Here is a 25,798-nt window from a genome sequence, read left to right as displayed (position 1 = left end):
AAGAGACCCGCGTTAGTCGTCGGCGGGAGTGACCTTGCGGATGTAGAGGAGGCGGTCGCCGCGCTCGATGGCGTCGGCCTCGGCGGAGTCGACCCGGTAGAGGGTGCCCTCGCGCACGATGCCCAGGACGATGTCGGTCAGGTGCCGGGGCGAGCCGCCGACCTCGCTCTCCTCGACCTCGCGCTCGGAGATGGCCAGGCCCTGCTCCGGGGTGATGAGGTCCTCGACCATGTCGACCACGGTCGGGGTGTGCGTGGCCATGCCGAGCAGGCGGCCCGCGGTCTCGCTGGAGACCACGACCTGGTTGGCCCCGGACTGGCGCAGCAGGTGCACGTTCTCGGTCTCGCGCACCGCGGCCACGATCTGCGCCTTGGGCGCCAGCTCGCGGGCGGTGAGGGTGATCAGCACGGCGGAGTCGTCGCGGCTGGAGGCCACCACGACCGAGCGCGCCCTCGGCACGCCCGCCACCCGCAGCACGTCCGAGCGCGTGCCGGAGCCGTGCACGGTGACCAGGCCCAGCAGCGAGGCCGCGTCGAGCATGGACTGGTCGGTGTCGACCACGACGATGCGGCTCGGGTCGACCCCGTCCGACAGCACCGCCGACACCGCGGACCGGCCCTTCGTGCCGTATCCGACGACCACGACGTGATCCCGCACCGTCTTCCTCCACCGTTGGATCTTGAAAGCCTGCCGGGAGCGCTCGGTGAGCACCTCCAGGGTGGTGCCGACCAGCACGATCAGGAACAGCACCCGCAGCGGCGTGATGACCAGGATGTTGACCAGCCGCGCCGAGTCGCTGGCGGGGGCGATGTCGCCGTATCCGGTGGTCGACAGCGACACGGTGGCGTAGTACATCGCGTCGAGGAAGCTGACACCGTCCCCGTTGACGTCGCGGTAGCCGTCGCGATCCAGGTACACGATGAGCACGGTCGCGAACAGCGCCAGTATCGCGCCGATGACCCGGCGCATGATCGCCGTGACCGGACCGATCTTGGACTCCGGCATGCGGATGACACCGACGAGGTCGTGCTCCGACCGGTCGGTCAGGTCCTGCATCGCCGCCCTGAACCGGCTCACCGCCACCCCCACGCGATCCGCGCCACGCGCGGAAGGTTAACCCTCACGGAGCAGTGCCACCGGAGGAGGGCGTGATCAGCCCGCGGGAACCGAGCGCAGGAGTGCGCGCAGGCCCTCGGCGTCGAGGAGGTCGGCGGGGCGCAGGGTGTGGTCGTGGCGGACGTAGTGGAACGCGGCGCTGACCTCGTCGGGGTGGACGTTGACGAGGTCGGCCCAGGCCAGGCGGTAGGCGGCCAGCTGCACGGTGAGCGCGGGGAGCCGGTCGGGATCGGGGAGGGCGCCGGTCTTCCAGTCGACCACGGTCCAGCCGTCGGGGTCGCGGAAGACGGCGTCCATGCGGCCGCGGATGGCGAAACCGTCGATCTCGGCGGCGAAGGGGACCTCGACCTCGTGCGGGACCCGCTCGGCCCACGGTGAGGCCAGGAAGGCCGCCTGGAGGGCTTCCAGGTCGGTGTCGGGGGCGGCGTCGTCGTCGGCGGCGCCGGGCAGCTCGTCCAGGTCGATGAGGGCGCGGGAGCCGTAGCGGCGTTCCAGCCAGGTGTGGAAGGCGGTGCCCCGGCGCGCGACCGGGTTCGGCGGGTAGGGCAGGGGCCTGCGCAGTCGCTTGGCGAGGGCGTCGGGGTCGGTGGCCAGTTCGACCAGCTGGCTGACCGAGAGCTGGTCGGGCAGGGTGATCCGCTCGCGGCGGGCCGCGGCGGCGGCGCGCTCGGCCAGCAGGACGTCGGTGTCGCGGACCCAGCCGTCGGGGTCGTCGGGCGGGTCCTGCTCGCCCGCGCCGACGACGGCCAGCTCGGCGCGGACCAGTTCGGCGCCCGCGACGACGTCGGCGCGGCGCTCGCCCAGCGGGTCGGCGGGCCACTGGGCGGTGCTGACCCTGGCGACCAGCGGGTTCTCCGCGCCCTCGGCGGGCTCGGGCTCCCACAGCTCGACCGCCCCCGACCACCCGGCGCCCTCGGCGTGGGCGTGCACCTCGGTGAGGAAGTCCGACGGGCCGCGCGGCGTGGCCCCGGTCCGGCCCCACCAGTGCCCGGACACGATCATCGAGCGCTCGGCCCTGGTCAGCGCGACATAGCAGAGCCTGCGCTCCTCCAGCAGCGCCCGCTCGTCGAAGGCCTCCTTGTGCTCGGTCAGCAGGTTCTCGACCTCCTTGCGGTCGGCGGCCCCGGCCAGGTCCAGCACCGGCAGGTCGGCGGCGTCGCCGCGCAGGGCGGCGGGCAGCTCGGTGACGGAGGTGAGCCACGAGCCGCCGCGGCGCTTGCTGGGGAACACCCCGTCGACCAGGTGCGGGACGGCGACGATGCGCCACTCCAGGCCCTTGGCCGAGTGCACGGTGAGGATCTGGACCCGGTCGGCGGCGACCTCGACCTCGCCGGGTTCGAGCCCGTCCTCGGCGTCCTCGGCGGTGCGCAGGTAGTCCAGCAACGCGGCGAGGCTGGCCGCGGGCGCGGCGCGCGCGTAGTCGGCGACGACGTCGGCGAAGGCGTCCAGGTGGGCCCGTCCCGCGCCGCCGTGGCGGGCGGTGGCCTCGATGTCGAGCTGCATGGTCCGCTCGACGTCGGCGACGAGTTCGGGCAGCGGCTGGTCGAGCCGCCGCCGCAGCGTGCGCAGCTCGCGGCCCAGGGCGCGCACCCGCCGGTACCCGGGGCCGGAGTACGCCTCCCGCTCGCCGGGGTCGTCGATGGCGTCCACGAGCCCCGCCTGGTCGACCCCGTCGCCGGGCAGGGCGTCGAACACGCCCTCCTGCGGGGCGGCGTACACCCCGGACAGCTCCTTGGCCCGCGACCACAGCGCGGCGAGGTCGGCGGCGCCGAGGCGCCAGCGGGAGCCGGTCAGCAGCCGGGCGGCGGCGGTGCCCGCGAGCGGGTCGATGAGCACCCGCAGCGCGCTGACCAGGTCGCGCACCTCGGGCTCGTCCAGCAGCCCGCCCAGGCCGACGACCTCCACCGGCAGCCCGCGCTCGCGCAGCGCGGCGGCGAGGTCGGCCATGTCGGCGCGGCGGCGCACCAGCACGGCGGCGGTCGGCGCGGCCCCGTCGGCTTCGACGGCGGCGTGCCAGCGGTCGGCGACCTGGTTGGCCACCCACTGCACCTCGGTGTCCATATCGGACAGCAGGGCGATGGCGACGTCGCCGGGATCGGCTCCCTTCCTGGGGCGCAGCTCATCGACCTCCAGGCCCGAGGCGCGCAGCGGCGCGGAGATGGCGTTGGCCAGGTCCAGCACCTCGGCCGGGTTGCGGAAGCTGGTCAGCAGCCCGTAGCCCTGGGCGGGGGCGTAGCCGGCGCGCGTGCGGCGCGGGAAGTCGGTGGCGAAGCGCGGCAGGTTGGCGGCGCTGGCCCCGCGCCAGCCGTAGATGGCCTGGGCCGGGTCACCGACGGCGGTCACCGTCATCGGCGCGGCGTCCGGGTAGGACTGCGACAGGCCGAACAGGGCGCGCAGCAGCACGCGCTGCGAGTGGCCGGTGTCCTGGTACTCGTCCAGCAGGACGGCGCTGTAGCGCGAGCGCTCGGTCGCGACGACCTCGGGGTGGGTCTCGGCCAGGCGCGCGGCCAGCGACATCTGGTCGCCGAAGTCGATCGCGCCCTCCTTGCGCTTGCGCTCGGTGTAGGCGTCCACAAGAGACAAAAGTGCGACCCGGAAGCGCTGTGTCACCAGGATCTTGGTGAGATCCTGGGACAGCGCGTCCCGTTGCCGCTTCGCTTTCGGAGCCGACTCGACAGCGGCGCACAGCTCGTCGCAATGCCTGCGCAGGGCGCCCTCGTCCACCAGGTGCTCGGCCAGTTCACCGGCCAGCTCCAGCACCCGCTGGGTGATCGTGGCGGGCACCAGGTCGGTGTCGAGGTCCTGGCCCCAGGTGGACACCACGCGGTGCGCGGCCTGCCAGGACGCGGTCTCGGTGAGCAGCCGCGCGCCGGGCTCCACCGGCAGCCGAAGGCCGTGCTCGGCGACGAGCCTGCCCGCGTACGCGTGGTAGGTGAGCACGGTCGGCTCGCCGGCGTAGACCGCCGCCCTGCGCTCGCCACTGGGGTCGAGCTTGTCCAGGATCGGCGCGCCCGCCAGCCTGCGCAGCCGGGCGCGCACGCGGTCGGCCAGCTGCCGGGCCGCCTTGCGGGTGAACGTCAGGCCCAGGACCTTGTCCGGGGTGACCAGACCGTTGGCGACCAGCCACACGACCCGGCCCGCCATGGTCTCGGTCTTGCCCGAGCCCGCGCCCGCGACGACGAGCGCGGGCTCCGGCGGCGCGGCGATGACCTCGACTTGCTCGGGAGTCGGCGGGTGCAAGCCGAGTTCGTGCGCCAACTCGATCGGGCTGACCAGGGCGAGGCCCGGCAGCGGGAGGCTCATTCGGTCACCTGGCGTCCGCTGGGGTTCAGCGGGCAAGCGGTGCGCACCGGGCAGCGCGGGCAGTCCGGGTTCTCCATGGCGACGTAGTCCGGTCCGACGGTGGACTGCGCCGCCTCACGGACGATCTTGAGCCAGGTCTCCGCCGTCTCCTCGGTGAGCGGGGCCTGCTTGCGCTCGACCGCCTGCCCCCGCGACTTCTTGGCCACGTACACCAGCCGCGCCCCACCGGGCGCCTGCTCCCGCTCGAAGGCGCCGTAGGCGACGGCGAGCTGGTAGACGGCCAGCTGCGGGTTCTCCTCGGCGGCCTCGGCGCTGACCGGGGACTTGCCGGTCTTGATGTCGACGATCACCGGGTTGCCCTCGGCGTCGGCCTCCAGCCGGTCCACCCGACCGCTGACCGCGACCCCGCCGGGCAGCCGCACGTCCACGGCCTGCTCGACGGCGACCTGGCTCAGCTCGCCCCGGGTGGCGGCCATCCACTCCAGAAACGTGTCGACCATGTCCCGCACGCGGCGCTGCTCGCGCTTGGAGAACCACGGCGCGCCCGCGTCCACCGCCGCCCACGCCCGGTCCAGCTCGGCCATCAGCTCATCGCGCGTCGCCCCGGCGGCGGCGGCCTGGGCCAGCGCGTGCACGAGGGTGCCGGTGACCGCGGCCAGCTCGGCGGGGTCGGCACCGCCGTGCTTCTCGATGACCCACCGCAGCGGGCACTTGACCAGCAGCTCGACCACCGACGGCGACACCCGCACCGGGCGCTCGGCGTCGCGCAGCGGCACCACCGTGGACATCTCGGGCAGCCCGTACCACTCGTCGGGGTGCGCGCCGGGCACGCCCGCGTCGGCGAGCCGGGCGAGCTGGCGGGCGGCCAGGCCGCGCCGCGCCGGGGTGGCCGTGCCGTCGCAGACGACCTGGCGCAGCTCGCCGACGAGGTCGGCCAGCACCAGGGCGCGCTCGGGCTTGGCGATCGGCACCGGGTCGGTGTCGTCGGCCTCCACGCCGGCGACCTCGGCGAGGAAGCGCGAGGGCTGCTCCTCGTCGCCGCGCACGGCGCTGACCAGCAGCTTGCGCCGGGCCCGGCTGGCGGCCACCAGCAGCAGCCTGCGCTCCTCGGCCAGCAGCGGCGCGGTCGCCGAGACCTCCTCGGTCAGGTCCACACCGGACAGCACGTCGACCATGCGCTCCACGCCCAGCAGCGAGCCGCGCAGGCGCAGGTCCGGCCAGGCCCCCTCCTGCACGCCGGGCACCGCCACAACTGTCCACTCCCGACCGGCGGCGGCGTGCGCGGTGAGCACGCCGACGGCCTCGCCCTGCGGGGCGCTGGCGGCGAGGGTGTCGCCCGCGATGCGGTGGCCCACCAGGTGTTCCACGAACGCGCCGACACCCGCGCCGGGCAGCCGGTCGGCATAGCGCTCGGCGGCGTGGAAGAACGCCACGATCGCGTCCAGGTCGCGGTCGGCCTGCGCGCCGACCGGTCCGCCGCGGCCCGCCGTGGCCACCCAGCGCGACTCCAGGCCGCTGCCCTGCCAGAGGTCGTAGAGCACGCGCTCCAGGCCGATGCCGTCCCCGATCCCGGCGCGGGCGGCGGCCAGCAGCGCGCCGACGCGGCGCACCGGACCGGATTCGGTGTCGTCCAGGGCGGCGAGGCGGTCGTCGTCGATGAGCACCTCGACCAGCAGCGCGTCGCTGGAGCGGTCACCGCCCGCCTCGACCTCCAGCCTGCGCAGCCCGCGGCGCAGCCTGCGCAGCGCCAGCGGGTCGGCGCCGCCGAGCGGCGAGGCCAGCAGGTGCTCGGCGGTGGGCGGGTCCAGCTCGGCGGGGTCGGCCGCGCAGCGCAGCAGGGCCAAGAACGGGCGGATGGCGGGCTGCTGGGCCAGCGGCAGCTCGTCGCCGGGAGCGGCCACGGGCACGCCCGCCGCCGCCAGCGCGCGGTGCAGCACCGGCACCGACCGGGTCGCCGAGCGCACCAGCACGGCCATGTCCGACCACGCGACGCCGTCCATCAGGTGCGCGCGGCGCAGCTGGTCGGCCACCCACGCCGCCTCGGCGGCCGCGGAGGCGTGCAGGCGCACCAGGACCGAGCCGCCCTCGGCCGTGGAGCGGTCGGCGCGTGGGCGGGCCCCGGGCAGCCGGGCGGCCAGGTGCGCGACCGCGCGGCGCACCGCGGGGGCCATCCGGTGCCCGCGGCGCAGCACCACGGTGCGGTCGGGCTCGGCGTCGCGCAGCATCCGGACGTCGGCGCCGCGGAAGGAGAACACACCCTGGTCGGGGTCGCCCGCGACGACGAACTCCGCCGCGGCGGAGCCCAGGGTGCGCAGCAGCCGGAACTGCAGCGGGTCCAGGTGCTGGGCGTCGTCGACGAACAGGTGCCGCACCCGGGCGCGCTCGGCGGCCAGCAGGTCGCCGTCGGTCTCGAAGGCCAGCACGGCGCTCGCGACCAGCTCGGCGGCGTCCAGGGCGGGCGCGCTGGAGTGGGCGATGCCGGAGTCCGCGCCGCCCTGCAGCAGCGTGACCTCCTCGTACTGCTGCCCGAACACGCCCGCGGCGACCCACTCGTCGCGGCGGTGCGCCTTGCCCAGCTCGACCAGGTCCTCCGGGCCGAGGCCGCGCTCGGCGGCGCGCAGCAGCAGGTCGCGCAGCTCCTCGGCGAAGCCGGGCACGCGCAGCGCCGGGCGCAGCCGCTCCGGCCAGTCGCGGGCGCCCAGCTCGGCGTCGCCGTCGAGCAGCTCGCGGATCACCGCGTCCTGGTCGGGGCCGGTGAGCAGCCGGGGGCCGGGGGCGTCGTGCAGCATCGCCTGGATGCGCAGCACAGCGAAGGCGTAGGAGTGCACGGTGCGCACGAGCGGCTCGCGGACGGTGCGCAGGGCCTGGCCGCGGGCGGTGAGCAGCGCGGTGATCGCGGTGCGCAGATCGGTGGCGGCGCGGCGGCTGGGGGTGACGACGAGGACCTGGTCGGGGCGGACCCCGCCGGCGATGCGCTCGGCGGCGGCCTCGGCCAGCAGCGTCGTCTTGCCGGTGCCCGGTCCGCCCAGCACGCGGACCTGGCCGCCGGGGCCGTCGAGCAGCAGGCGGGCGTCGTCGTCCCACCTGCGCGCACCCCCGCCGACGGCGCGGCCCGCCGCCGCAGGTCGACGGACGAGCTGCGGGCCGAAGGGGGAGCTTGCAGCCACGCCCCCGATTGCACCACGCGCGCGCGTGCGCGCCACGCGCGGCACGCCCATGCGAGGATGCCGACCATGGCCGACGCCCTGCACGTGCACGATTTCGGACCCGAGGACGGCGTCCCGCTGGTGGCCCTGCACGGCGTCACCGGGCACGGCGGGCGGTTCCGCTCGCTGGCCGCCGACCACCTGCCCGGCCACCGGGTGATCGCCCCCGACCTGCGCGGACACGGCCGCTCGCCGTCGCTGCCGCCGTGGACGCTGGAGCAGCACGCCGCCGACGTGCTCGCCGTGCTGGACGCCTACGGCATCGAGCGGGCGGCGCTGATGGGCCACTCCTACGGCGGGGTGGTCGCGCTGCACCTGGCCCGGCTGGCGCCGGATCGGGTGCGGGCGCTGCTGCTGGTGGACCCGGCGGTGGTGGTGCGCCCGGAGGACGCCCTGGCCAACGCGGGCACGGCGGGCGACACCGTCGCCGACCGGGCGCAAGCGTTTGCCACCCAGCGCGGCGAGTGGACCGGCGTGGCCGAGGCCGTGGTGGAGGACGAGGTCGCGGCGCACTGGACCGACACCGGGCGGGGCTGGCGGCCCCGGTACTGCCCGCCGGCGGTGGCCACCGCGTGGAGCGAGATGTGCAGGCAGCCGCCGACCCCGCCACCGGGTGTGCCGACGGTGGTGATGCGCGCGCTGGAGGCCGCCTACGTGGGCGGGGAGTACCTGGCCGCGTGCGCCGAGGCCGGCTCCGACGTCGAGGTGGTCGACGTCGACTGCGGGCACGTCGTCTACCTGTACCGGCCCGAGCGCGTGGCCGAGCTGGCGGCCGGGCTCGCGTGAACGAAGAGCTGCACGAGCGCATCCGCGAGCTGGTCAGGGCGATCCCGCCCGGCCGGGTGTCGACCTACGGCGACATCGCGGCCATGGCGGGCGCCTCGACGCCGCGGCTGGTCGGGCGCGTCCTCAGCGAGGACGGCCACGACCTGCCGTGGCACCGGGTGCTGCGGGCGAGCGGGATACCCGCGCCGCAGGTGGTTCGGCGGCAGCTGCCGCTGCTGCGCGCCGAGGGCGTGCTGGCCGACGGTGACAAGGTCGACCTGCGCGTGTACCGCTGGACCCGCTGAGCCGCGTCCCGACAGGGAGGGAGGCGACTCAGCGGTGGGTGGCGTCCAGGCCGAGCATTTCGAGCAGCTCGCGGCAGTCGCCGACGTCGACGGCGTGGTCCGCCACCGTGCGCATGGCCTTGCTGCACTGCTCGGCGTGGTGCTTGGTCTCCTGCTCCCTGGCCGCGGCGCGACCGATCACAGGGACGTCGTGGGCGAGCGTCATAGAAGATTCCTCCTCGGGCAGGCAGCCGGGGAAGCGTCGAGGTCGCTGCGTGGGACAACCCACAGCGGTGCCTGCCGTGAATGACGTTCACTCTTTCAGGGGAATCAGATCTATTCAACCCCCCAAAGGACTTCACTCCGTAACGTTATCGGCGCGTCACGTGCCGCGTTTGTTCATCTATGGCAACTATCCGTGACTCACTGGCGGCGATCAGGTCGTCCAGTTCGGCACTCGGCGACATGGCCGCGGCCATCCGCAAGTGCGGCAACGCTTCCCGGTGCCGCGACGCGCGCGCGAGGGCGCGCCCGAGCAGCAGGTGGGCGTAGGCGTCGGACGGGTCGAGCTCGACCAGCCTGCGCGCGGTGCGCTCGGCCGGGCCGAGCGCGGCGGACTGGAACTGCGCGAGCGCCAGCTCGGTCAGCACCGCGCGCGCGGTCGGCTCGGCCTCGGCGGCCTCGGCCAGCAGCCGCGCCGCGGTCGCCGGGTCCCCACTCTCCCGGTAGAGCCTGCCCCTGGCGAGCAGGTCGATGACGTCGGTCATGGGATGCCTCCCCGGTGGGTCCGCGGTCGTCCTCAGAGGACGTCCTGTGTAGATGGTCAGATGATCTCGTCGGTGGAACCGCGGTGCGCGACCGGGATCTGGCCCAGCCTGCCCGCCTGGTAGTCCTCGAAGGCCTGCAGGATCTCCTGCCGGGTGTTCATCACGAACGGCCCGTAGCGCGCGACCGGCTCGTTGATCGGCCTGCCGCCCAGGACGAGGACCTCCCACCCGGTCGGCGAACCGGGCTGGGTGTCCGCGGCCCGCAGGGTGAGCGCATCGCCCGGCCCGAACACCGCCAGCGTGCCCTCCTCCAGCGGCCTGCGCTCGGCGCCGACTGTCCCGCGCCCGGAGAGCACGTACACCATGGCGTTGAAGTCCGGCGCCCAGGGCAGCGCCAGCCGCGCACCGGGCGCGACCGTCGCGTGCAGGTAGGTGATCGGCGTGGCGGTGGACCCCGGGCCGGTGTGCCCGGCGACCTCGCCGGCGATGACCCTGACCAGCGCGCCGCCGTCGTCGCTGGAGAGCAGCGTCGCGTCGGAGGCGGCGATGTCCTGGTACGTCGGCTGCGCCATCTTCAGCGAGCGCGGCAGGTTCACCCACAGCTGCACGCCGTGGAAGAGCCCGCCCTTGGCGACCAGGTCCTGCGGCGGCACCTCGTTGTGCAGGATGCCGCTGCCCGCCGTCATCCACTGCGTCGCGCCGTCGGTGATCAGGCCCCCGCCGCCGATGGAGTCGGTGTGCCGCATCGCGCCGTCGATCATGTACGTGACGGTCTCGAAGCCGCGGTGCGGGTGCCAGGGCGCGCCCTTGGCCTCGCCGGGGCCGTACTCGACCGCGCCCATGTGGTCCAGCAGCAGGAAGGGGTCCGCCAGCGCCAGGTCGACGCCGGGGAACGGCCTGCGCACCTGGAAGCCCTCGCCCTCAAGGAACTTCTGGGCGCGCACGACCTTCCCGACCGGCCGCCACGCGGTGGCGGTCTCGGGCAGCTCCGGCAGGCGGGGCAGGGTCAGGGTGTCGGCGGTGATGGCGGGCATGCCGCCCTCCTCGGGTCGTGGCCGCCGGATCTGGCGGCCGGTCAGCCACGACAACCTAGTTGCCCCAGCAATTATTCCAGCGCCGCGCGCAGGGCCGCCACGCCCGCGGTCTCGGCCTCGTGGAGCCCGCGCAGGTGCCCGCCGAGGTCGGCGAAGAGCGCCTCGACGTCCTCGACCGGGCAGTCCCGGTGCAGCTCGGCGCGCAGCTCCCACAGCTCGGTGGCCGCCGAGGCGCGCTCGTCGGCGCCCTCGTCGCCGTCGACGGCCGCGGTGGTCACCGCGACCGTCAGCTCGCGCAGCCGGGCGAACTCCGGGACGTCGGGAGGCAGTGCGGCGTCGCCGAGGGCCTGCCACGCCGCGCCGATCCCGCGCCAGCGCCCGGCCTCGTCGGCCAGCGCGGGCAGCTCGGCGATCTCGGCGGCGCGGTCGAGGAAGTCGGCGAACAGCGGGCGCAGCGACCCGCCGTCCATGCCGAACGGCGAGACGCCCTCCCACACCGAGGCCAGCGCGCGGACCAGCCCGACCCGGTCGGCGAAGACCGTCGGCCAGCCCTTGGCCGCCGAGCGGTCGGTCATCATCCTGGCCCACTTGCGCCACGCGGGCAGGGAGAACGAGTCCGACCCGGCCGACAGGTGCCCGACGGTCTCGGCCAAGCCGCCGAGCACCGCCTGCCGCAGCACACCGTCGGAGACCGGCTCCGCGCGCGGGACGGAGATCATCAGGTTCTTGTAGGAGCCCACGCGGGCGCGGGCGCGGTGGAAGTCCTGCTCGGCGACCGTCAGCGGCACCGTGTTGCGGTCGTCCACCCGCACCCTGCCGTCCTCGATCGCGTACGCCACCACCGGATGTCCGCCGTGGCCGTCGAGGAACGCGGGCAGGTGCCAGTAGCCGACGTGGTAGCGGTCGGGCCAGACCATCGCGGGCAGGCGCTCGGCGAGCGCCTTCGCCGCGCCCTTGGCCCCGCCGGTGGTGTGCTCGGCCAACTCGACACCCAGGCGCGCCGCCGCGCCCCGGGGGTGCGTGGCGATGTACTGCCAGCGGTGGGTGAAGCCCATGGTGACGACCCGGCTGTCGTCGTGGGCGAACTCCCACAGGATGTAGCCCGCCCCGATCCCGCCACCGATGCCGAAGACCAGCGCCTCATCGATCGGCGCCCCGGCGTGCCGCAGCAGCGCGGCCAGCGCGGCGGACTCCGGGTGGGTGCCGCCCGCCAGCGGCCACCCCCGGTCGGCGACGGACTCGGCCGCCGACCCCGCGACGTGGGCGCGGGCGGCGGCGTAGCGCTCGCCGGTCTTGGCCATGCGGGCGCGGATGCGGGACTTGAGCTGCTTCTTCGACGTCATCGCGGCAACCATCCCCGGCACTCGGGCTCGGCGCTCCCCCACGCGTGCGTCGTGCCCGGCCGGTCGGGTCTCGCGGTGTCCGGTGGCGGTCCCGAGGCGCGTGCGTCCCCTTTGCCCCCATCGGGCCGGCGGCGTGGGCGCCGGGACCGGGGGTTGGGCGTGGAACTGTCGCCCGCGGGCACTCTACCCGCTCAGGCGGCGCGCGCGTAGGCGCGGGCCTCGGCGTAGCGGCGCGCCACCAGTTCGGCGACCTTCGGGTGCGCGCCCAGCGGCGCGGCGACGACCTCGGCGCCGCAGTCGGCGACCGCGCGGTGGAACAGGCCGGGGGCCAGCAGCCAGGACGCGACCGCGACGCGGCCCCGGACGCCCGCCACCACCTCGGCCACCCGCGGGTGGGCGGTCGCCGCGAAGCCGACCCGCACGGCGGCGCCGGTCCGCGCGCCCAGCAGCACCGCGGCCCGGCGCACCTCGGCGAGGGCGCGCGGGTCCGAGGAGCCCGCCGCCGCCATGACCACGGCGTCGCCCGGCCGCCAGCCCGCCGCGGCGAGGCGGTCGTGCAGGGCCGAGACCAGCCCGGCCGACGGCCCGAGGTGCGGGGTGAGCACGACGTCGCGGCGGGCGGCGGCGATCTGCGCCGGGATGTCGACCCGCACGTGGTAGCCGCCCGCCAGGAACACGGGCACGACGACGGCGGGGTCGGGGGTCGCGCGCAGCACGGTGGTGACGTCGGGGGCGCGGACGTCGGCGAAGGCGACCCGGACGCCCACCTCGGGCAGCAGGTCGCGGACCCGCTCGGCGAGGTCGTGCACCACCGCGGCACCCGCGGGCGACCTGGTCCCGTGGGCGGCGAGGACGAGCGTCACCGCGGTGTCACCGCCAGCCGGTAGCCGCGCTTGACGACGGTCTGCACGAGGCCGGGCACCCCCAGCGCGGCGCGCAGCCTGCCCACCGCCGTCTCGACGGCATGCTCATCCACAGTGGACTCGCGGCCGGAGTGGCGGCGCAGCACCCCGGCCAGCGCGGCCCTCGGCAGCACCCGGCCGGGGGTGGTCGCCAGCGCGCGCAGCAGCGCCATCGGCGCGGGGGCGACCGGCCGCAGGTCGCCGTCGACCAGCGCGGCCTGCCCACGCAGCTCCAGTGTCCTGCCGTCCACCTCGACGCGGGTGGCCCGCGCGGGCATCACCGCCACCAGTTCGCGCACCAGCGCGCCCAGGCGCGCCCGGTCCGGGCAGACCACCGGGACGCCGAGGCGCACCAGCGGGCCCGCGGTGATCGCGCCGACGCCGACGACGAGCACCCGTGCGCGCAGGGCGTCGAGGAAGGCCGGGCCGCGGTCGAGCCGGTCGGCGGTCTCCAGCACGCTGGCCGCGGCCGGGGCGCTGGTGAAGGTGATGGCGTCGACCTGGCCGGCCAGGACCGCATCGATGAGCCGCTCCAGCGGGCCGGTGTCGGCGGGCCCGGTCCAGCGGTAGACCGGGATCTCCACGACCTCGGCGCCCGCGCCGCGCAGGGCGGCGACGAAGTCCGGCAGCGGCTCGCCGTGCAGCTGCACCGCCACGCGCTTGCCCGCCACGCCGAGGTCGAGCAGGTGGGCCAGGACCTCGGCGTTGGCCTCCGACTCCGGGGAGAAGCTCTCCACCAGTCCCGCCGCACGCACCGCGCCCTTGGCCTTGGGACCGCGGGCGACGACGTTCGCCGAGGCCAGCGCCGCGTGCAGGGCGCGGCCGACGCCCCAGCCCTCGGCGGCCTCCATCCAGCCGCGGAAGCCGATGCCGGTGGTCGCCACCGCGACGTCGACCGGGCCGCCGAGCAGCGCGCTCGTCGCGGCGAGCAGCTCGCTGTCGTCGGCGAGCGGGACGATCCGGATGGCCGGGCCGTGCACGACGTCGGCGCCGCGGCGCTCCAGCAGCGCCACCAGCTCGTCGGCGCGGCGCGCGGCGGTCACCCCGACGGTGTAGCCGGCCAGGGGGCCGACCTCGGTGGCGGTCACATCGCTCTCCTCCGGCAGCACGGGCAGCAGGGCGGTCACGGCCGCCCCACCTCGATGGTTGCACCGCGCACGCGGACCGGATAGGTGGGGACGGCCACGGCGGGGTCGTCCACGCAGACGCCGGTGCTCAGGTCGAAGCGCTGCTTGTGCATCGGCGAGGCGACGACCGCGACGCCGCCCAGGTCGCCGACGATGCCCCTGGCGAGCACCGCGGCCCCGCTGAACGGGTCGATGTTACCGATCGCGCGCAGGGTGTCGTCCGCCGAGCGGAACACCGCGACCTGCTCTCCGCCCTCCAGCAGCACCGCGACACCGGTCTCCGGCGCGATGGCCGCCACCGGGCACACGGGGGTCCACGCGGGAGCCGTCCTGGTCATCGACCGACCACCTCCGGGATGCCCAGCGCCACCGGGACCGACTGGCCGCGCTCGGCGCGGAAGGAGATCGTCGGGTCGGGCGCGCCGGGGGCGTTGACGAACGAGGTGAAGCGGGCCAGCTTCTCCGGGTCGGCGAGCACGCCCGCCCACTCGTCGGCGTAGCCCGCCACGTGCGCGGCCATCTGGGCCTCCAGTTCGGCGGCGATGCCGAGGCCGTCGTGCACGACCACGTCGCGGACGTGGTCGAGGCCGCCCTCGACGGAGTCCAGCCACACCGAGGTGCGCTGCAGCCGGTCGGCGGTGCGGATGTAGAACATCAGGAACCGGTCGATCACCCTGACCAGCTCTTCCTTGTCCACATCGGACACGAGGAGGTCGGCGTGCCGGGGCAGGGTGCCGCCGTTGCCGCCGACGTAGAGGTTCCAGCCGGTCTCGGTGGCGATGACGCCGAAGTCCTTGCCCCTGGCCTCGGCGCACTCGCGCGCGCAGCCCGACACCGCGGACTTGAGCTTGTGCGGCGAGCGCAGGCCGCGGTAGCGCAGCTCCAGCTCGATGGCCAGGCCGACGGAGTCCTGCACCCCGTAGCGGCACCAGGTGTCGCCGACGCACGACTTCACCGTGCGCAGCGCCTTGCCGTAGGCGTGCCCGGACTCGAAGCCCGCGTCCACCAGCCGCTTCCAGATCGCGGGGAGCTGGTCGACCGTCGCGCCGAAGAGGTCGATGCGCTGCCCGCCGGTGATCTTGGTGTAGAGGCCGTAGTCCTCGGCGACCTGGGCGATGGCCATCAGCTTCACCGGGGTGATCTCGCCGCCGGGGATGCGCGGCACCACCGAGTAGGTGCCGTTGCGCTGCATGTTGGCCAGGAAGCGGTCGTTGGTGTCCTGCAGCCCGGCCTGCTCGCCCGCCAGGATGTGCCCGCCGCCGAGCGAGGCCAGGATCGAGGCGACCACGGGCTTGCACACATCGCAGCCGCGCCCGCGCCCGTGCCGGGCGACCAGCTCGCTGAACGTGCCGATCCCGGTCACCCGGACGATCTCGAACAGCTCGGCGCGCGAGTGCGCGAAGTGCTCGCACAGCGCCGTGGACTGCTCCACCCCGCACACGGTGAGCAGTTGCTTGAGCATCGGCACGCAGGAGCCGCAGGCGGTGCCCGCGCGCGTGCACGCCTTGAGCGCGGGCACGTCGCACGCTCCGGCGCCGACCGCGGCGCGGATGTCGCCCTTGGTGACGGCGTTGCAGGAGCAGACCTGCGCCTCGTCGGGAAGCGCGCCCACCCCGACTCCGGTCCCGCCGCCCGCGGGAGCCAGCAGCGCGGCGGGCTCGGCGGGCAGCGGGCGGCCCACGAGCGGGCGCAGCGTGGCGTAGTCGGCGGCGTCGCCGACCAGGACTCCGCCGAGCAGGGTCCTGGCGTCGTCGGAGACGACGAGCTTGCGGTAGGTGCCCGCGACGGCGTCGTTGACCACGACCTCCAGCGCGCCCTCGGTGGCCGCGTGCGCGTCGCCGAAGCTGGCGACGTCCACGCCCATCAGCTTCAGCTTGGTGGACAGGTCCGCTCCGGTGAACTCCGCCGAGCCGCCCAGCAGCCGGTCGGCGACGACCTCGGCCATCGCGTAGCCGGGGGCGACGAGGCCGTAGACCGTGCCCGCGTGCAGGGCGACCTCGCCGACGGCGTAGACGGCCGGGTCGCTGGTGCGGCAGGCCGCGTCCACCACGACGCCGCCGCGCGGGCCGACCTCGATCCCGCAGTCGCGGGCCAGCTGGTCGCGGGGGCGGATGCCCGCCGAGAACACGACCAGGTCAAGGTCCAGCTCGGTGCCGTTGGCCAGGGCGGCCAGCAGCCTGCCCCGGTCGGCGGCGATACCCGCCACCGACGTTCCCGTGTGCACGGTGACGTCGAGCCTCTCGACGAGCCGCTTGAGCAGCGCCCCGCCGCCCTCGTCCACCTGCAGCGGCATCAGCCGGGGGCCCAGCTCGACCACGTGCGGGGAGACTCCCAGGTCGCGCAGCGCCTTGGCCGCCTCCAAGCCGAGCAGACCGCCGCCGACGACCATCGCCGAGCCGCGCCCGACGCCCCCGCGCGCGGCGGCCACCGACGCGCGGATGGCGTCGAGGTCGGCGATGGTGCGGTAGACGTGGCAGCCCGGCAGGTCGCGGCCGGGCACCGGCGGCACGAACGGGGTCGAGCCGGTGGCCAGCACGAGCGCGTCGTAGGCCAGCACGCGGCCGGAGGCGGTGGTGACCGTCCGCGCGGCGCGGTCGAGCGCGGCGGCCGGGTCGCCCAGGCGCAGTTCGACGGCGGCGTCGCCGGGGTACCGCGCGCCGTCGAGCTGGAGCCGGGCGGCGTCCCAGTCCTCCACATAGGACGTGAGAGCGACCCGGTCGTAGGCGGGCCTGGACTCCTCGGCGACGACGACGACCCGCCACGCGCCGCCGGGGTCGCGGTCGCGCAGCGCCTGGACGAGCCGGTGCCCGACCATCCCGTGCCCCACGACGACAACGGTCCGCGTCATGCCTGTCTCCTCACTGGCCGGTCCGGCCGCAATGCTCCGGTCCACCGGTATCACCGCCGATTCCGCGGTGTTTCCCAGCGGTTACGGGTGCCTCTCCGTGCAGGTCACGTCCCCGTGCGGGTGACCGGGCGCACGATCGGTTGATTCCCCGGAAGTAGCTTGGGATTGCGACCGCGCGCGCCCTACCGTCGTGCCGTGCGTTCCCGACCCACCTCCGCGACGGTCATGGTCGCGCTGGTCCCCGCGGTGGCCGCGGCGCTGCTCTCCTGCGCCCCCGCCACCCCCACCGCGCAGCCGCCCCGCGTGGCCGAGACAGCACCCGTCGGCACACCCGTCGGCACGCCCCTCGACACACCCGCCGACACGCCCGCGGGCGCACCGGCCGCGTCGGGCGCCGACACCGTGTCGGTCACCACGCCGAAGAAGGTGGCCGCCATCCTCGACTGCGCGGCGTTCCTGCCCGCGGTGGCCGAGGCGACGGGCATCGACGCCGCGGTCAAGAAGGGCGAGTCCACCGCCGAGCTGTGCCGCTACTCGCTGCCCTACAACCGCGGCCTGACCACGGCGTCGATCTTCTTCCGCGCCGAGCCGCCCGGCACCCCGAGCTACCAGCCGACCGACGAACTGTTCGGCAACACCGCCTACCAGGTCGACGGCGACGCCGGGAAGGACTGCGGCTTCTCCGTCGCGCTCGACGCGGCCAAGGCCGCCCACCAGCACGGCTCGCACCTCACCGTGCTGGGCACCTACGAGGGCCGCGAGGAGCCCTGCGTCATCAGCAAGCGGCTCACCGAGATCGTCTTCGGCCTTCTCGCCGCTGGCTAGACGCCCGCGTACGCCAGGCTGGGCGCGCGCTCCACGGCGAAGGACCGGCGCAGGTAGAACCACCACGTCACCCCCACGCACACCGCGTAGAAGGCGACGAAGGCCACCAGTGCCGGGGTCAGCGTCCGCGTGCTCTCCAGCGAGAACTTGAAGACCAGGTTCACCAGCACCCCGCCGAACGCGCCGACCGCCCCGGCGATGCCGACCACCGCCGCCGACTGCCGCTTGCCCCGCTTGACCGCCGCCGCCGGGTCCTCGCCGGTCTCGGCGGCCCGCGCCCGCACCTCGGCGGTGAAGATCGCCGGGATCATCCGGTAGGTCGTCCCGTTGCCCATGCCGCTGAGCACGAACAGCGCGACGAACGAGCCGAAGAACAGCGCGAAGCTGCCCGCGGTGACGCTCGCGACGACTCCCGCCGCGCCGATCCCCATCGCCACGAACACCGCCACGGTCATCCGCGCCCCGCCGAAGCGGTCGGCCAGCCACCCGCCGAACGGCCGGGCCACCGATCCGATCAGCGCCCCGATGAAGGCCAGCGCCACGAACCCCGAGTGCTCGGCGAAGGCGATCTTGATCAGCGACGGGAAGGCGAACGAGAAGCCGATGAACGAGCCGAACGTGCCGATGTAGAGCAGCGACATCACCCAGGTGTGCTTGGTGGACAGGGCTTCCCGGTAGGAGCGCCCGTCCGGCTTGGCCGAGGTGATGCTGTCCATGAAGAACCAGGAGCACGCCGCCGCGAGGATGATCAGCGGCATCCACATCAGCGCCGCGTACACCAGGTCGATCCCGGCGCCGAAGCTGATCGCGACCGGCACCAGCAGCTGCGTCTGCGCGACGCCGAGGTTGCCGCCCGCGGCGTTGAGACCCAGCGCCAGGCCCTTGCGGCCCTCGGGGAAGAAGAAGGAGATGTTGGCCATCGACGAGGAGAAGTTGCCCCCGCCCAGGCCCATCGCTGCGGCCGTCAGCAGGAAGAACCAGTAGGGCGTGCCGTCGGCGCCGACCGCGTAGGCCAGCATGGCGGTCGGGATGAGCAGCAGCCCTGCGCTGACGGTCGTCCACACGCGACCCCCGAACCTCGGCACCGCGAAGGTGTAGGGCACCCGCAGCGCCGCGCCGACGAGGTTCGGCACGATCAGCAGCCAGAACGTCTGCCCGACGCTGAAGGCGTACCCGACCTGCCCCAGGCTCACCACGACGATGCTCATCAGCACCCACACGCTGAACCCGAGGTTCTCGGCGAAGATGGAGAACACCAGGTTCTTGTTCGCCGTGCGCCGCCCGGTGCGCTCCCAGAACGCCGGGTCCTCCGGCTCCCAGTCATCGATCCAGCGCCCCTTGCGGGGCGCGGACTCAGCGCGGTCGGGCGGGGAATCGATGGTGGACGTCATGGGTTCCTCCTCGGGGAGCTGCCGTCAGCGGGCACGCTAGGGAGCGCGGATGTCGCCGGAATAGCCCTCGATGACGGCACTGACACGGTGTGCGCACCACCGCGGCGCCGCGTCGGTGAGGCGGCGCTAGGCCGTGTTTCCGATGTGGGGTGCGGGCGAACTGGCGCGGCTATCGCGTGCCCCACATCGGAAACACGGCCTAGGACTTCGCGAGCCAGTCGGCGATGCCGCGCACGGCTTCCGAGCAGCCGCCGCACCCGGTGGTCGCGCGCGTCGCGGTCGCCAGGTCGGCGACCGAGCACGCGCCACCGCGCCACGCCTTGACCAGCTGTCCCTTCGAGACGGTGTTGCAGCGGCAGACCACCGCCCCCGCGGGCAGCTCGGCGGGGCTGTGCGCCGGGGTGCCCGCGGCGGGCAGGGCACGGCCGAGCAGCAGGGCGAGCCGGTCGGCCGGGGCCGGGGTCTTGGCGTCGTAGAGCTGGGTGATCGCGGCCGCGGCGTCGGGGACGCCGAGCAGGATCGCGCCGGTGACCCGGTCCTCGCGCAGGACGAGCTTGGCGTAGCGGCCGCGGGACGGGTCCTGCAGGCACAGCACCTCGGCCCCGGGGTCGCAGACCTCGGCGTGGACCTCGCCGAGGGCGGCCAGATCGATGCCGCGGGCCTTGAGGCGGGTGACGACCGGGGTGCCGCGGTAGCGGGCCGCGGGCGCGGTGCCGGTGAGCAGGTCGGCCAGCACCTCGGCCTGCTCCCACGCGGGCTGCACGAGCCCGGAGACCGTGCCGGGGTGCTGGGCGCAGTCGCCGATGGCGTGCACGCGCGGGTCGCTGGTGCGCAGGGCGTCGTCGACCACCACGCCGCGGTCGACCTCCAGGCCGATCGCCGCGGCCAGGCCCGTCTCGGCGCGCACCCCGGCCGAGACCACCACCAGGTCGGCGGGCAGGTGGCTGCCGTCGTCCAGCTTGAGCCCGTCGCCGGGCACGTACCGCGCCGCGACCCGGTTGAGCCGGAACTCGATGCCCAGACCGGCCAGCGCGGCGGCCAGCACGGTGCCCGCGCCGGGGTCGAGCTGGCGCTCCATCAGATGCCCGACCGGGTGCACGACGGTCACCAGGCTGCCCCGCCCGGCCAGCCCGCGCGCGGCCTCCAGGCCCAGCAGGCCGCCGCCGAGCACCACCACCGGCGCGCCGGGGCGCGCCCGCGCCAGGATGGCGGCGCAGTCGTCCAGGTCGCGGAAGCAGGCAACGCCGTCGGCGAGCGCGCCGTCCTCGCCGCGCAGCCCCTCCGTCGGCGGCACCCACGCGGTGCTGCCGGTCGCCAGCACCAGCGCGTCGTAGTCCAGGGCGGAGCCGTCGGCGAGGGCGACGGTCCGCGCGGTGCGGTCGACCCCGGTCACCGACATGCCCAGCCGCAGGTCGACGTGGTGGCGGACCGCCCAGTCAGGTTCCTGCAGGCGCACCGATTCCGGCGTCATCGTCCCGGCCACCACCGAGGAGAGCAGGACGCGGTTGTAGGCCGCGTGCGGCTCGGCCCCGACGACGCTCAGCGCGACCCGCTCGCCGGTCCGGTCGCGCCGCCGGACCTCCTCGGCCAACCGGGCGCCCGCCATGCCGTAGCCGATGACCACCACGCGGCGAGCGCTCATGACGCGACCTCCAGACGTACGGCGCAGACCTTGAACTCCGGCATCCGGCTCGTCGGGTCCAGCGCCGGGTTGGTGAGCAGGTTGGCGCGCTGCGCGCCCGGGAAGTGGAAGGGCAGGAAGACCGTGTCCAGGCGCGCGGAGGCGACCAGGCGCACCCGCGCCTGGACCGCGCCCCGGCGGGAGACCACCCTGGCGGGCGCGCCGTCGGCGAGGCCGTGGCGGGCGGCGGTGTCCGGGTGCACCTCCACGAACGCCTCCGGCGCGGCGGCCAGCAGCTCGGGAACCAGCCGGGTCTGCGCGCCGGACTGGTAGTGCGCCAGCACCCGGCCGGTCGTGGCCAGCAGCGGGTACTCGGCGTCGACGGGCTCGGCGGGCCCGCTGTGGTCGACCGCGGCGAAGCGCGCCCGGCCGTCGGGGTGGGCGAAGCGCTCGGCGAACAGGCGCGGCGTGCCGGGGTGGTCCTCGGCCGGGACCGGCCAGAACAGCTGCTCGCCCGCGCGCAGCCGGGCGTAGGTGACGCCGCTGTAGTCGGCGGGCCCGCCCGCCGAGGCGCGGCGCAGCTCGGTGAAGACGGCCTCCGGGTCGTCGGGGAAGCGCCGCGCGGGCTGGCCGAGGCGCACGGCCAGCCCGCGCAGCACGCTCAGGTCGCCGCGCACGCCCGGCGGGGCGTCCAGGGACTTGGTCCGCAGCAGCACCCGTCCCTCCAGGTTGGTCAGCGTGCCGTCCTCCTCGGCCCACTGGGTCACCGGCAGCACCACGTCGGCGCGCGCGGCGGTCTCCGACAGCACGAAGTCGGCGACCACCAGGAAGTCCAATGAGGACAAACGTTCGGTGATGTGCCCGGCGCGCGGGGCCGAGACGACGACGTTGCTGCCGAAGACCAGCAGCGCCTTGGGCCCGCCGCCGTCGCCGAGCGCGTCGAGCAGCTCGTAGGCCGAGCGGCCGGAGCCGGGCAGCGAGTCCGGGTCCACGCCCCACACCGCCGCGACATGCGCGCGGGCGGCCGGGTCGTCGATCCTGCGGTAGCCGGGGAGCTGGTCGGCCTTCTGGCCGTGCTCGCGCCCGCCCTGCCCGTTGCCCTGCCCGGTGAGGCAGCCGTACCCGGAGCCGGGGCTGCCCGGCAGCCCGAGCGCCAGCGCCAGGTTGATCCACGCGCCGACGGTGTCGGTGCCGCGCGCGTGCTGCTCGGACCCGCGCCCGGTGAGCACCACGGCCCGGTCGGCCCCGGCCAGCAGCGCCGCGGCCCGCCGCTGGTCGGCCGCGGCCACCCCGGTCACCCGCTCGACCCGCTCCGGCCACCACGCGGCGGCGATCCGCCACGCGTCGGCGAACCCCGTGGTGCGCTCGGCGACGTAGTCGTGGCGCAGGTGCCCGTCGGCGACGGCGGCGTGCAGGATTCCCAGCGCCAGCGCCACATCCGTGCCCGGCCTGGGCTGCAGGTGCAGGGTCGCCAGCTCGGCGGTGGCGGTGCGCCGCGGGTCGACCACGACCAGGCCGCCGGAGTTCGCGGCGTTGCGCACGTGCTGGGTGAACGGCGGCATCGTCTCGGCCGGGTTGGAGCCCGCCAGGAGCACGACGTCGGCGCCTGCCACGTCGGCGATGGGGAACGGCATCCCCCGGTCGACGCCGAACGCGCGGATGCCCGCCGCTGCGGCCGAGGACATGCAGAAGCGGCCGTTGTAGTCGATCTGCGAGGTGCCGAGCGCGACCCTGGCGAACTTGCCGAGCAGGTAGCACTTCTCCGTGGTGAGCCCACCGCCGCCGAAGACGGCGACCGAGTCGGGGCCGTGCTCCTCGCGCAGCGCGGCGAGCCTGGCCGCGACCAAGTCGAGGGCGTCGTCCCAGGTGGCCGGGGCCAGCTCGCCCGCGACCCGGACCAGGGGGGTGGTGAGGCGGTGCGGGCTGGTCAGGAGGGTGCCGGAGGTCCAGCCCTTCTGGCAGAGGCCGCCGCGGTTGGTGGGGAACTCGCGGGGCTGGACGTCGGCGCCGGTCAGGCGCATGCCGCATTGCAAGGCGCAGTAGGGGCAGTGAGTGTCGACTGCGGGGGCTGGGGCTGCCACGCGGGTCATGCCCTCTCCCTGGTCCGGCGGCTGGGGACAGGGGCGAAGGTAGGCAGGGGGTGTTACCCGCAGGTGCGGGCGTGTTTCGGGCGTGCGAACTTGCCTGCGCAGGGGTGGTGGGTCGGCGGTGAGGACTTCAGCGACAACTCGGATTGTCGGGGGGAACAAGGCAGGTGGGCGGGCCTTGTGGACCGGGCGTGACCGCTCCTACGGTGAGGGGGATCACACATTACCGACGGGTAACCGTCGCCTGGGCAAGGAGACCCCTGTGATTCGTCGTGTCTTCGGCGCTGTCGCCGCCGCGTTGCTGCTGATGCCCGTGTTCACGCCGACGGCGTCGGCGGCGGCTCCCCGGCCGGTGGTGGTCGTCGCGGGGACGTTCGGGCCCGCGTTCTTCTACGAGCCGCTGGCCGCCCGGCTCCGGGGTGACGGGCGGCAGGTGGCGATCTTCCAGTTGACCGGCTTGGGGACCGCGGACATCCGCACCTCGGCGCGGGATCTCGATCGGTTCGTGGACTCGTTCCGGGGGCGGACGGGGGCTTCCTCGGTGGATCTGGTGGCGCACTCGCAGGGCGGGCTGGTGGCGCGGCAGTACATCAAGAACGAGGGGGGTTCCGGGGAGGTGGGGACGCTGGTGAACCTTGCCGCGCCGAACTACGGGACCGTGGTGGCGAACGTGGCGGACTTCTTCGGCGGGGGGAACTGCCTGCAGATCGTGGCCTGCCAGCAGATGAAGGTGGGGTCGTCGTTCCTGGGGGCGTTGAACGCCGGGGATGACACGGTCGGGTCGGTTCGGTACGTGAATCTGTTCACGGTGCTGGATGAGCTTGTGCAGCCGGTGTGGAACGCGGCGATGGGAGATGGGGCGGAGAACGTGTTGGTGCAGAACCAGTGTCCGCTGCGGGCGGTGGCGCATGTGGGGATGGCGTTGGACGGGACTGTGTACGACGGGGTGCGGGATGCGTTGGGCGGGCAGGCGGTTCGGTTGAACTGCTTCGCTCTGTAGGTCCCGCTCGTTCCCGGCTCCGCGGTCGGCCCGGCCGGGTGGGCAGGTGCCCGATCGGACACCTGGGCGGGGCAGTGCTCTTCCGAGGTGCCGGGCCTGCCGCCGCCCGTTGTCGCTTGTGGACAGTGCTCAGAGTAGTTCGGTGACCTTGGTGGCGGCGCGTTCCAGGCCGCGCATCGAGCGCTGGGTGGACTTGGGGTGCAGGGCGTGCACGGCCAGGCGGAAGAGGAGGGCGTGCAGGAGGGCCTGGGGCCAGTCGGCCAGGTGGGACCAGCGGCGGGCGATGCCGTCGTCGGCGCCGCCCCAGGCCAGGGCGTCGACCACCACGACCGCCGCCGCCCACTCCGGGGGGCGGTAGTAGGCGGTGAAGTCGATCAGGCCGGGGGCGGCGTCGCCGTCGAAGAGGACTGTGCCGAAGAGGTCGCCGTGGACCACCTGGGCGGGGGTGGAGAGTTCGCCTCGGCGCTCGGAGAGCAGGTCGAAGAGGCGCCCGCCCAGGTCGGCGTCGAGGTCGGCGCGTTCATCGGCCCAGGCGACTCGGTCGGCCATGGCGAAGACGTCGGCGCGCAGGCCGAGGAAGCGGGGGCGGGGCAGGTGGCGGGTGGCTTCGTGTAAGCGCAGGGAGGCCGAGACCACGTCGTCGTAGCGGGGTTCGGGGCGGCCGGGGACGAAGCGGAAGGCGGCCCAGCCGCCGACGACGTAGCGGCCGTCGCTGGAGCGGACCGGGCGGGCGATGCGCAGGTCGGGGACCTCCAGCTCGCCGAGGGTCTGAGCCACCCAGGACGCCTCGGCCGGGCTGCCCGCCTGGCGCAGCGCCACGTCGCCGCACCGCCACACCGGCCCGTTCTCGATCAGGACCGGCTCGGCGGTCCGGGCGCCGAAGGCGGCCCGGACGTGCTCGGGGGGCGGGGTGCTCACGGCCGGGGACGCTACCCGGTCCACCGGCCGTTTCCCGGCTGTGACGCGCGGGGCGGCCTGCCCCGCGCGTCACCAGATCAGTAGGTGGGAAGGCTGGTGTCGACCTGCTTGGCCCAGCCCAGCACGCCGCCGCCGACGTGCACGGCGTCGGAGAAGCCCGCCTTGTGCAGCGCGGCCAGCGCCTCGGCGGAGCGGACGCCGGACTTGCAGTGCAGCACGATCGGCTTGTCCTGGGGCAGCTCGGCCAGCGCCTCGCCGGAGAGGATGCGGTCTTTCGGGATGAGCACCGAGCCCGGGATCTTGACGATCTCGTACTCGTGCGGCTCCCGGACGTCGACCAGCGCGAAGTCCTCGCCGCGGTCGAACTTCTCCTTCAGCTCCAGCGGGGTGATCGTGTTGCCCGCCGCCGCCGTCTGCGCGGCGTCGGAGACCACGCCGCAGAAGGCGTCGTAGTCGATGAGGCCCTCGATCGGCTTGGTCTCCGGGTCCTTGCGGATCTTGATGGTCCGGTACGACATCTCCAGCGCGTCGTAGACCATCAGCCTGCCCAGCAGCGGCTCGCCGATGCCGGTCAGCAGCTTGATCGCCTCGGTGACCATGATCGACCCGATCGACGCGCACAGCACGCCCAGCACGCCGCCCTCGGCGCAGGAGGGCACCATGCCCGGCGGCGGCGGCTCCGGGTAGAGGTCGCGGTAGTTGAGGCCCTGACCGTTGGGGGCGTCCTCCCAGAACACGCTGACCTGGCCCTCGAACCGGAAGATCGAGCCCCAGACGTAGGGCTTGCCGAGCAGCACGGCCGCGTCGTTGACCAGGTACCGGGTGGCGAAGTTGTCGGTGCCGTCCACGATCAGGTCGTAGCCGCCGAAGACGTCGAGCGCGTTGTCGTTGGTCAGCTGCTCCTGGTGCACGATGACCGTGATCAGCGGGTTGATCTCGGCGATCGACTCCTGGGCCGAGACGGCCTTGGGCTTGCCGATGTCGGACTGGCCGTGGATGACCTGGCGCTGCAGGTTCGACTCGTCGACGACGTCGAAATCGATCACACCGAGCGTGCCGACCCCGGCCGCGGCCAGGTACAGCAGCGCCGGGCTGCCGAGCCCGCCCGCCCCGACCACCAGCACCTTGGCGTTCTTCAGCCGCTTCTGACCGTCGACACCCACATCCGGGATGATCAGGTGGCGGCTGTAGCGAGCCACCTCTTCCTTGGTCAGCTCCGCTGCGGGCTCCACGAGCGGCGGCAGACTGCCAGCCATCAGTC

The 25,798-nt window shown here is 74.7% G+C and carries 20 protein-coding genes; 4 read left to right on the top strand and 16 right to left on the bottom strand.

Going from position 1 to position 25,798, the window contains the following annotated elements:
* Positions 1 to 12: 12 nt before the first annotated feature.
* The 3 genes from ACFPM7_RS09930 to ACFPM7_RS09920 all read right to left on the bottom strand — a co-directional run bounded on the left by ACFPM7_RS09930 (position 13) and on the right by ACFPM7_RS09920 (position 7,637).
* Complete coding sequence (locus ACFPM7_RS09930; RefSeq protein ID WP_378246357.1) at positions 13 to 1,056, bottom strand: potassium channel family protein; 1,044 nt, start codon at positions 1,054 to 1,056, stop codon at positions 13 to 15.
* A gap of 96 nt (positions 1,057 to 1,152) precedes the next feature.
* Positions 1,153 to 4,419 (bottom strand): ATP-dependent helicase, encoded by a 3,267-nt coding sequence (locus ACFPM7_RS09925; protein ID WP_378246208.1) that lies wholly within the window; start codon positions 4,417 to 4,419, stop codon positions 1,153 to 1,155.
* A complete protein-coding gene (locus tag ACFPM7_RS09920; RefSeq protein ID WP_378246206.1) occupies positions 4,416 to 7,637 on the bottom strand; it encodes an ATP-dependent helicase in 3,222 nt (1,073 codons plus the stop codon). Before ACFPM7_RS09920 ends, ACFPM7_RS09925 begins: the two co-directional genes overlap by 4 nt.
* A gap of 15 nt (positions 7,638 to 7,652) precedes the next feature.
* Between ACFPM7_RS09920 and ACFPM7_RS09915 the strand changes: the two genes are divergently transcribed.
* Together ACFPM7_RS09915 and ACFPM7_RS09910 are read left to right on the top strand one after the other, a co-directional pair.
* Positions 7,653 to 8,411, top strand: a complete 759-nt coding sequence (locus ACFPM7_RS09915; RefSeq protein WP_378246204.1) for an alpha/beta fold hydrolase — start codon at positions 7,653 to 7,655, stop codon at positions 8,409 to 8,411.
* Positions 8,408 to 8,695, top strand: a complete 288-nt coding sequence (locus ACFPM7_RS09910) for an MGMT family protein (protein WP_378246202.1) — start codon at positions 8,408 to 8,410, stop codon at positions 8,693 to 8,695. The genes ACFPM7_RS09915 and ACFPM7_RS09910 overlap by 4 nt, the downstream gene beginning before the upstream one ends.
* Before the next feature lie 28 nt (positions 8,696 to 8,723).
* Here ACFPM7_RS09910 and ACFPM7_RS09905 read toward each other — a convergent pair whose 3' ends face one another.
* From ACFPM7_RS09905 to nirB, 8 genes are all read right to left on the bottom strand, one after another.
* Positions 8,724 to 8,900 carry a hypothetical protein gene (locus ACFPM7_RS09905; protein ID WP_378246200.1) on the bottom strand — a complete coding sequence of 59 codons (177 nt, stop codon included), beginning with the start codon at positions 8,898 to 8,900 and terminating at the stop codon, positions 8,724 to 8,726.
* Positions 8,901 to 9,045: 145 nt separating this feature from the next.
* Positions 9,046 to 9,441 (bottom strand): tetratricopeptide repeat protein, encoded by a 396-nt coding sequence (locus ACFPM7_RS09900; protein ID WP_378246198.1) that lies wholly within the window; start codon positions 9,439 to 9,441, stop codon positions 9,046 to 9,048.
* Positions 9,442 to 9,497: 56 nt separating this feature from the next.
* A complete protein-coding gene (locus ACFPM7_RS09895) occupies positions 9,498 to 10,475 on the bottom strand; it encodes a pirin family protein (protein WP_378246196.1) in 978 nt (325 codons plus the stop codon).
* 71 nt (positions 10,476 to 10,546) lie between these two features.
* Positions 10,547 to 11,818 (bottom strand): BtrH N-terminal domain-containing protein, encoded by a 1,272-nt coding sequence (locus ACFPM7_RS09890; protein ID WP_378246194.1) that lies wholly within the window; start codon positions 11,816 to 11,818, stop codon positions 10,547 to 10,549.
* Between the two features lie 191 nt (positions 11,819 to 12,009).
* Positions 12,010 to 12,681: a sirohydrochlorin chelatase gene (locus tag ACFPM7_RS09885; RefSeq protein WP_378246192.1), complete on the bottom strand. Its 672-nt coding sequence runs from the start codon at positions 12,679 to 12,681 to the stop codon at positions 12,010 to 12,012.
* The gene (locus tag ACFPM7_RS09880; protein ID WP_378246190.1) at positions 12,678 to 13,847 is read right to left on the bottom strand and encodes a uroporphyrinogen-III synthase; all 1,170 of its coding nucleotides are present in this window, start codon (positions 13,845 to 13,847) and stop codon (positions 12,678 to 12,680) included. Before ACFPM7_RS09880 ends, ACFPM7_RS09885 begins: the two co-directional genes overlap by 4 nt.
* Positions 13,844 to 14,185, bottom strand: a complete 342-nt coding sequence (gene nirD, locus ACFPM7_RS09875; RefSeq protein WP_378246188.1) for a nitrite reductase small subunit NirD — start codon at positions 14,183 to 14,185, stop codon at positions 13,844 to 13,846. The genes ACFPM7_RS09880 and nirD overlap by 4 nt, the downstream gene beginning before the upstream one ends.
* Positions 14,182 to 16,695, bottom strand: coding sequence for a nitrite reductase large subunit NirB (gene nirB / locus ACFPM7_RS09870; protein WP_378246186.1), 2,514 nt, complete (start codon positions 16,693 to 16,695; stop codon positions 14,182 to 14,184). The genes nirD and nirB overlap by 4 nt, the downstream gene beginning before the upstream one ends.
* A gap of 195 nt (positions 16,696 to 16,890) precedes the next feature.
* Between nirB and ACFPM7_RS09865 the strand changes: the two genes are divergently transcribed.
* A complete protein-coding gene (locus ACFPM7_RS09865) occupies positions 16,891 to 17,520 on the top strand; it encodes a hypothetical protein (protein WP_378246184.1) in 630 nt (209 codons plus the stop codon).
* Here the strand turns inward: ACFPM7_RS09865 and ACFPM7_RS09860 are convergent.
* The 3 genes from ACFPM7_RS09860 to ACFPM7_RS09850 all read right to left on the bottom strand — a co-directional run bounded on the left by ACFPM7_RS09860 (position 17,517) and on the right by ACFPM7_RS09850 (position 22,622).
* Positions 17,517 to 18,911, bottom strand: a complete 1,395-nt coding sequence (locus ACFPM7_RS09860) for an MFS transporter (RefSeq protein ID WP_378246182.1) — start codon at positions 18,909 to 18,911, stop codon at positions 17,517 to 17,519. The two genes, ACFPM7_RS09865 and ACFPM7_RS09860, sit on opposite strands and share 4 nt — an antisense overlap.
* A 199-nt stretch (positions 18,912 to 19,110) precedes the next feature.
* Positions 19,111 to 20,553: an FAD-dependent oxidoreductase gene (locus ACFPM7_RS09855; protein ID WP_378246180.1), complete on the bottom strand. Its 1,443-nt coding sequence runs from the start codon at positions 20,551 to 20,553 to the stop codon at positions 19,111 to 19,113.
* On the bottom strand, positions 20,550 to 22,622 hold the full coding sequence (locus tag ACFPM7_RS09850; RefSeq protein ID WP_378246178.1) for a molybdopterin oxidoreductase family protein: 2,073 nt from the start codon (positions 22,620 to 22,622) through the stop codon (positions 20,550 to 20,552). Before ACFPM7_RS09850 ends, ACFPM7_RS09855 begins: the two co-directional genes overlap by 4 nt.
* Positions 22,623 to 22,881: 259 nt before the next feature.
* Between ACFPM7_RS09850 and ACFPM7_RS09845 the strand changes: the two genes are divergently transcribed.
* The gene (locus ACFPM7_RS09845; RefSeq protein ID WP_378246176.1) at positions 22,882 to 23,619 is read left to right on the top strand and encodes an esterase/lipase family protein; all 738 of its coding nucleotides are present in this window, start codon (positions 22,882 to 22,884) and stop codon (positions 23,617 to 23,619) included.
* A 129-nt stretch (positions 23,620 to 23,748) separates the two neighbouring features.
* Here the strand turns inward: ACFPM7_RS09845 and ACFPM7_RS09840 are convergent, their stop codons facing one another.
* On the bottom strand, positions 23,749 to 24,537 hold the full coding sequence (locus ACFPM7_RS09840) for a TIGR02569 family protein (RefSeq protein ID WP_378246174.1): 789 nt from the start codon (positions 24,535 to 24,537) through the stop codon (positions 23,749 to 23,751).
* Between the two features lie 77 nt (positions 24,538 to 24,614).
* Entirely contained in the window at positions 24,615 to 25,793 is a 1,179-nt protein-coding gene (gene moeZ, locus ACFPM7_RS09835; protein ID WP_378246172.1) for an adenylyltransferase/sulfurtransferase MoeZ, read from the bottom strand.
* Positions 25,794 to 25,798 lie beyond the last annotated feature (5 nt).

Origin of the sequence: Actinokineospora guangxiensis (assembly GCF_042657845.1) — a bacterium.
Lineage (GTDB): Bacteria > Actinomycetota > Actinomycetes > Mycobacteriales > Pseudonocardiaceae > Actinokineospora > Actinokineospora guangxiensis.
Note: the sequence above shows the minus strand (reverse complement) of the source record. Positions and strands in the feature narration are given on the sequence as shown.

What these genes read in the sequence shown, in the direction of transcription:
- ACFPM7_RS09930 (WP_378246357.1), bottom strand. Translation starts at nt 1,056, where the DNA reads ATGCAGGACCTGACCGACCGGTCGGAGCACGACCTCGTCGGTGTCATC.
- ACFPM7_RS09925 (WP_378246208.1), bottom strand. Translation starts at nt 4,419, where the DNA reads ATGAGCCTCCCGCTGCCGGGCCTCGCCCTGGTCAGCCCGATCGAGTTG.
- ACFPM7_RS09920 (WP_378246206.1), bottom strand. Translation starts at nt 7,637, where the DNA reads ATGGGCGTGCCGCGCGTGGCGCGCACGCGCGCGCGTGGTGCAATCGGG.
- ACFPM7_RS09915 (WP_378246204.1), top strand. Translation starts at nt 7,653, where the DNA reads ATGGCCGACGCCCTGCACGTGCACGATTTCGGACCCGAGGACGGCGTC.
- ACFPM7_RS09905 (WP_378246200.1), bottom strand. Translation starts at nt 8,900, where the DNA reads ATGACGCTCGCCCACGACGTCCCTGTGATCGGTCGCGCCGCGGCCAGG.
- ACFPM7_RS09900 (WP_378246198.1), bottom strand. Translation starts at nt 9,441, where the DNA reads ATGACCGACGTCATCGACCTGCTCGCCAGGGGCAGGCTCTACCGGGAG.
- ACFPM7_RS09895 (WP_378246196.1), bottom strand. Translation starts at nt 10,475, where the DNA reads ATGCCCGCCATCACCGCCGACACCCTGACCCTGCCCCGCCTGCCGGAG.
- ACFPM7_RS09890 (WP_378246194.1), bottom strand. Translation starts at nt 11,818, where the DNA reads ATGACGTCGAAGAAGCAGCTCAAGTCCCGCATCCGCGCCCGCATGGCC.
- nirD (WP_378246188.1), bottom strand. Translation starts at nt 14,185, where the DNA reads ATGACCAGGACGGCTCCCGCGTGGACCCCCGTGTGCCCGGTGGCGGCC.
- nirB (WP_378246186.1), bottom strand. Translation starts at nt 16,695, where the DNA reads ATGACGCGGACCGTTGTCGTCGTGGGGCACGGGATGGTCGGGCACCGG.
- ACFPM7_RS09860 (WP_378246182.1), bottom strand. Translation starts at nt 18,911, where the DNA reads ATGACGTCCACCATCGATTCCCCGCCCGACCGCGCTGAGTCCGCGCCC.
- ACFPM7_RS09855 (WP_378246180.1), bottom strand. Translation starts at nt 20,553, where the DNA reads ATGAGCGCTCGCCGCGTGGTGGTCATCGGCTACGGCATGGCGGGCGCC.
- ACFPM7_RS09850 (WP_378246178.1), bottom strand. Translation starts at nt 22,622, where the DNA reads ATGACCCGCGTGGCAGCCCCAGCCCCCGCAGTCGACACTCACTGCCCC.
- moeZ (WP_378246172.1), bottom strand. Translation starts at nt 25,793, where the DNA reads ATGGCTGGCAGTCTGCCGCCGCTCGTGGAGCCCGCAGCGGAGCTGACC.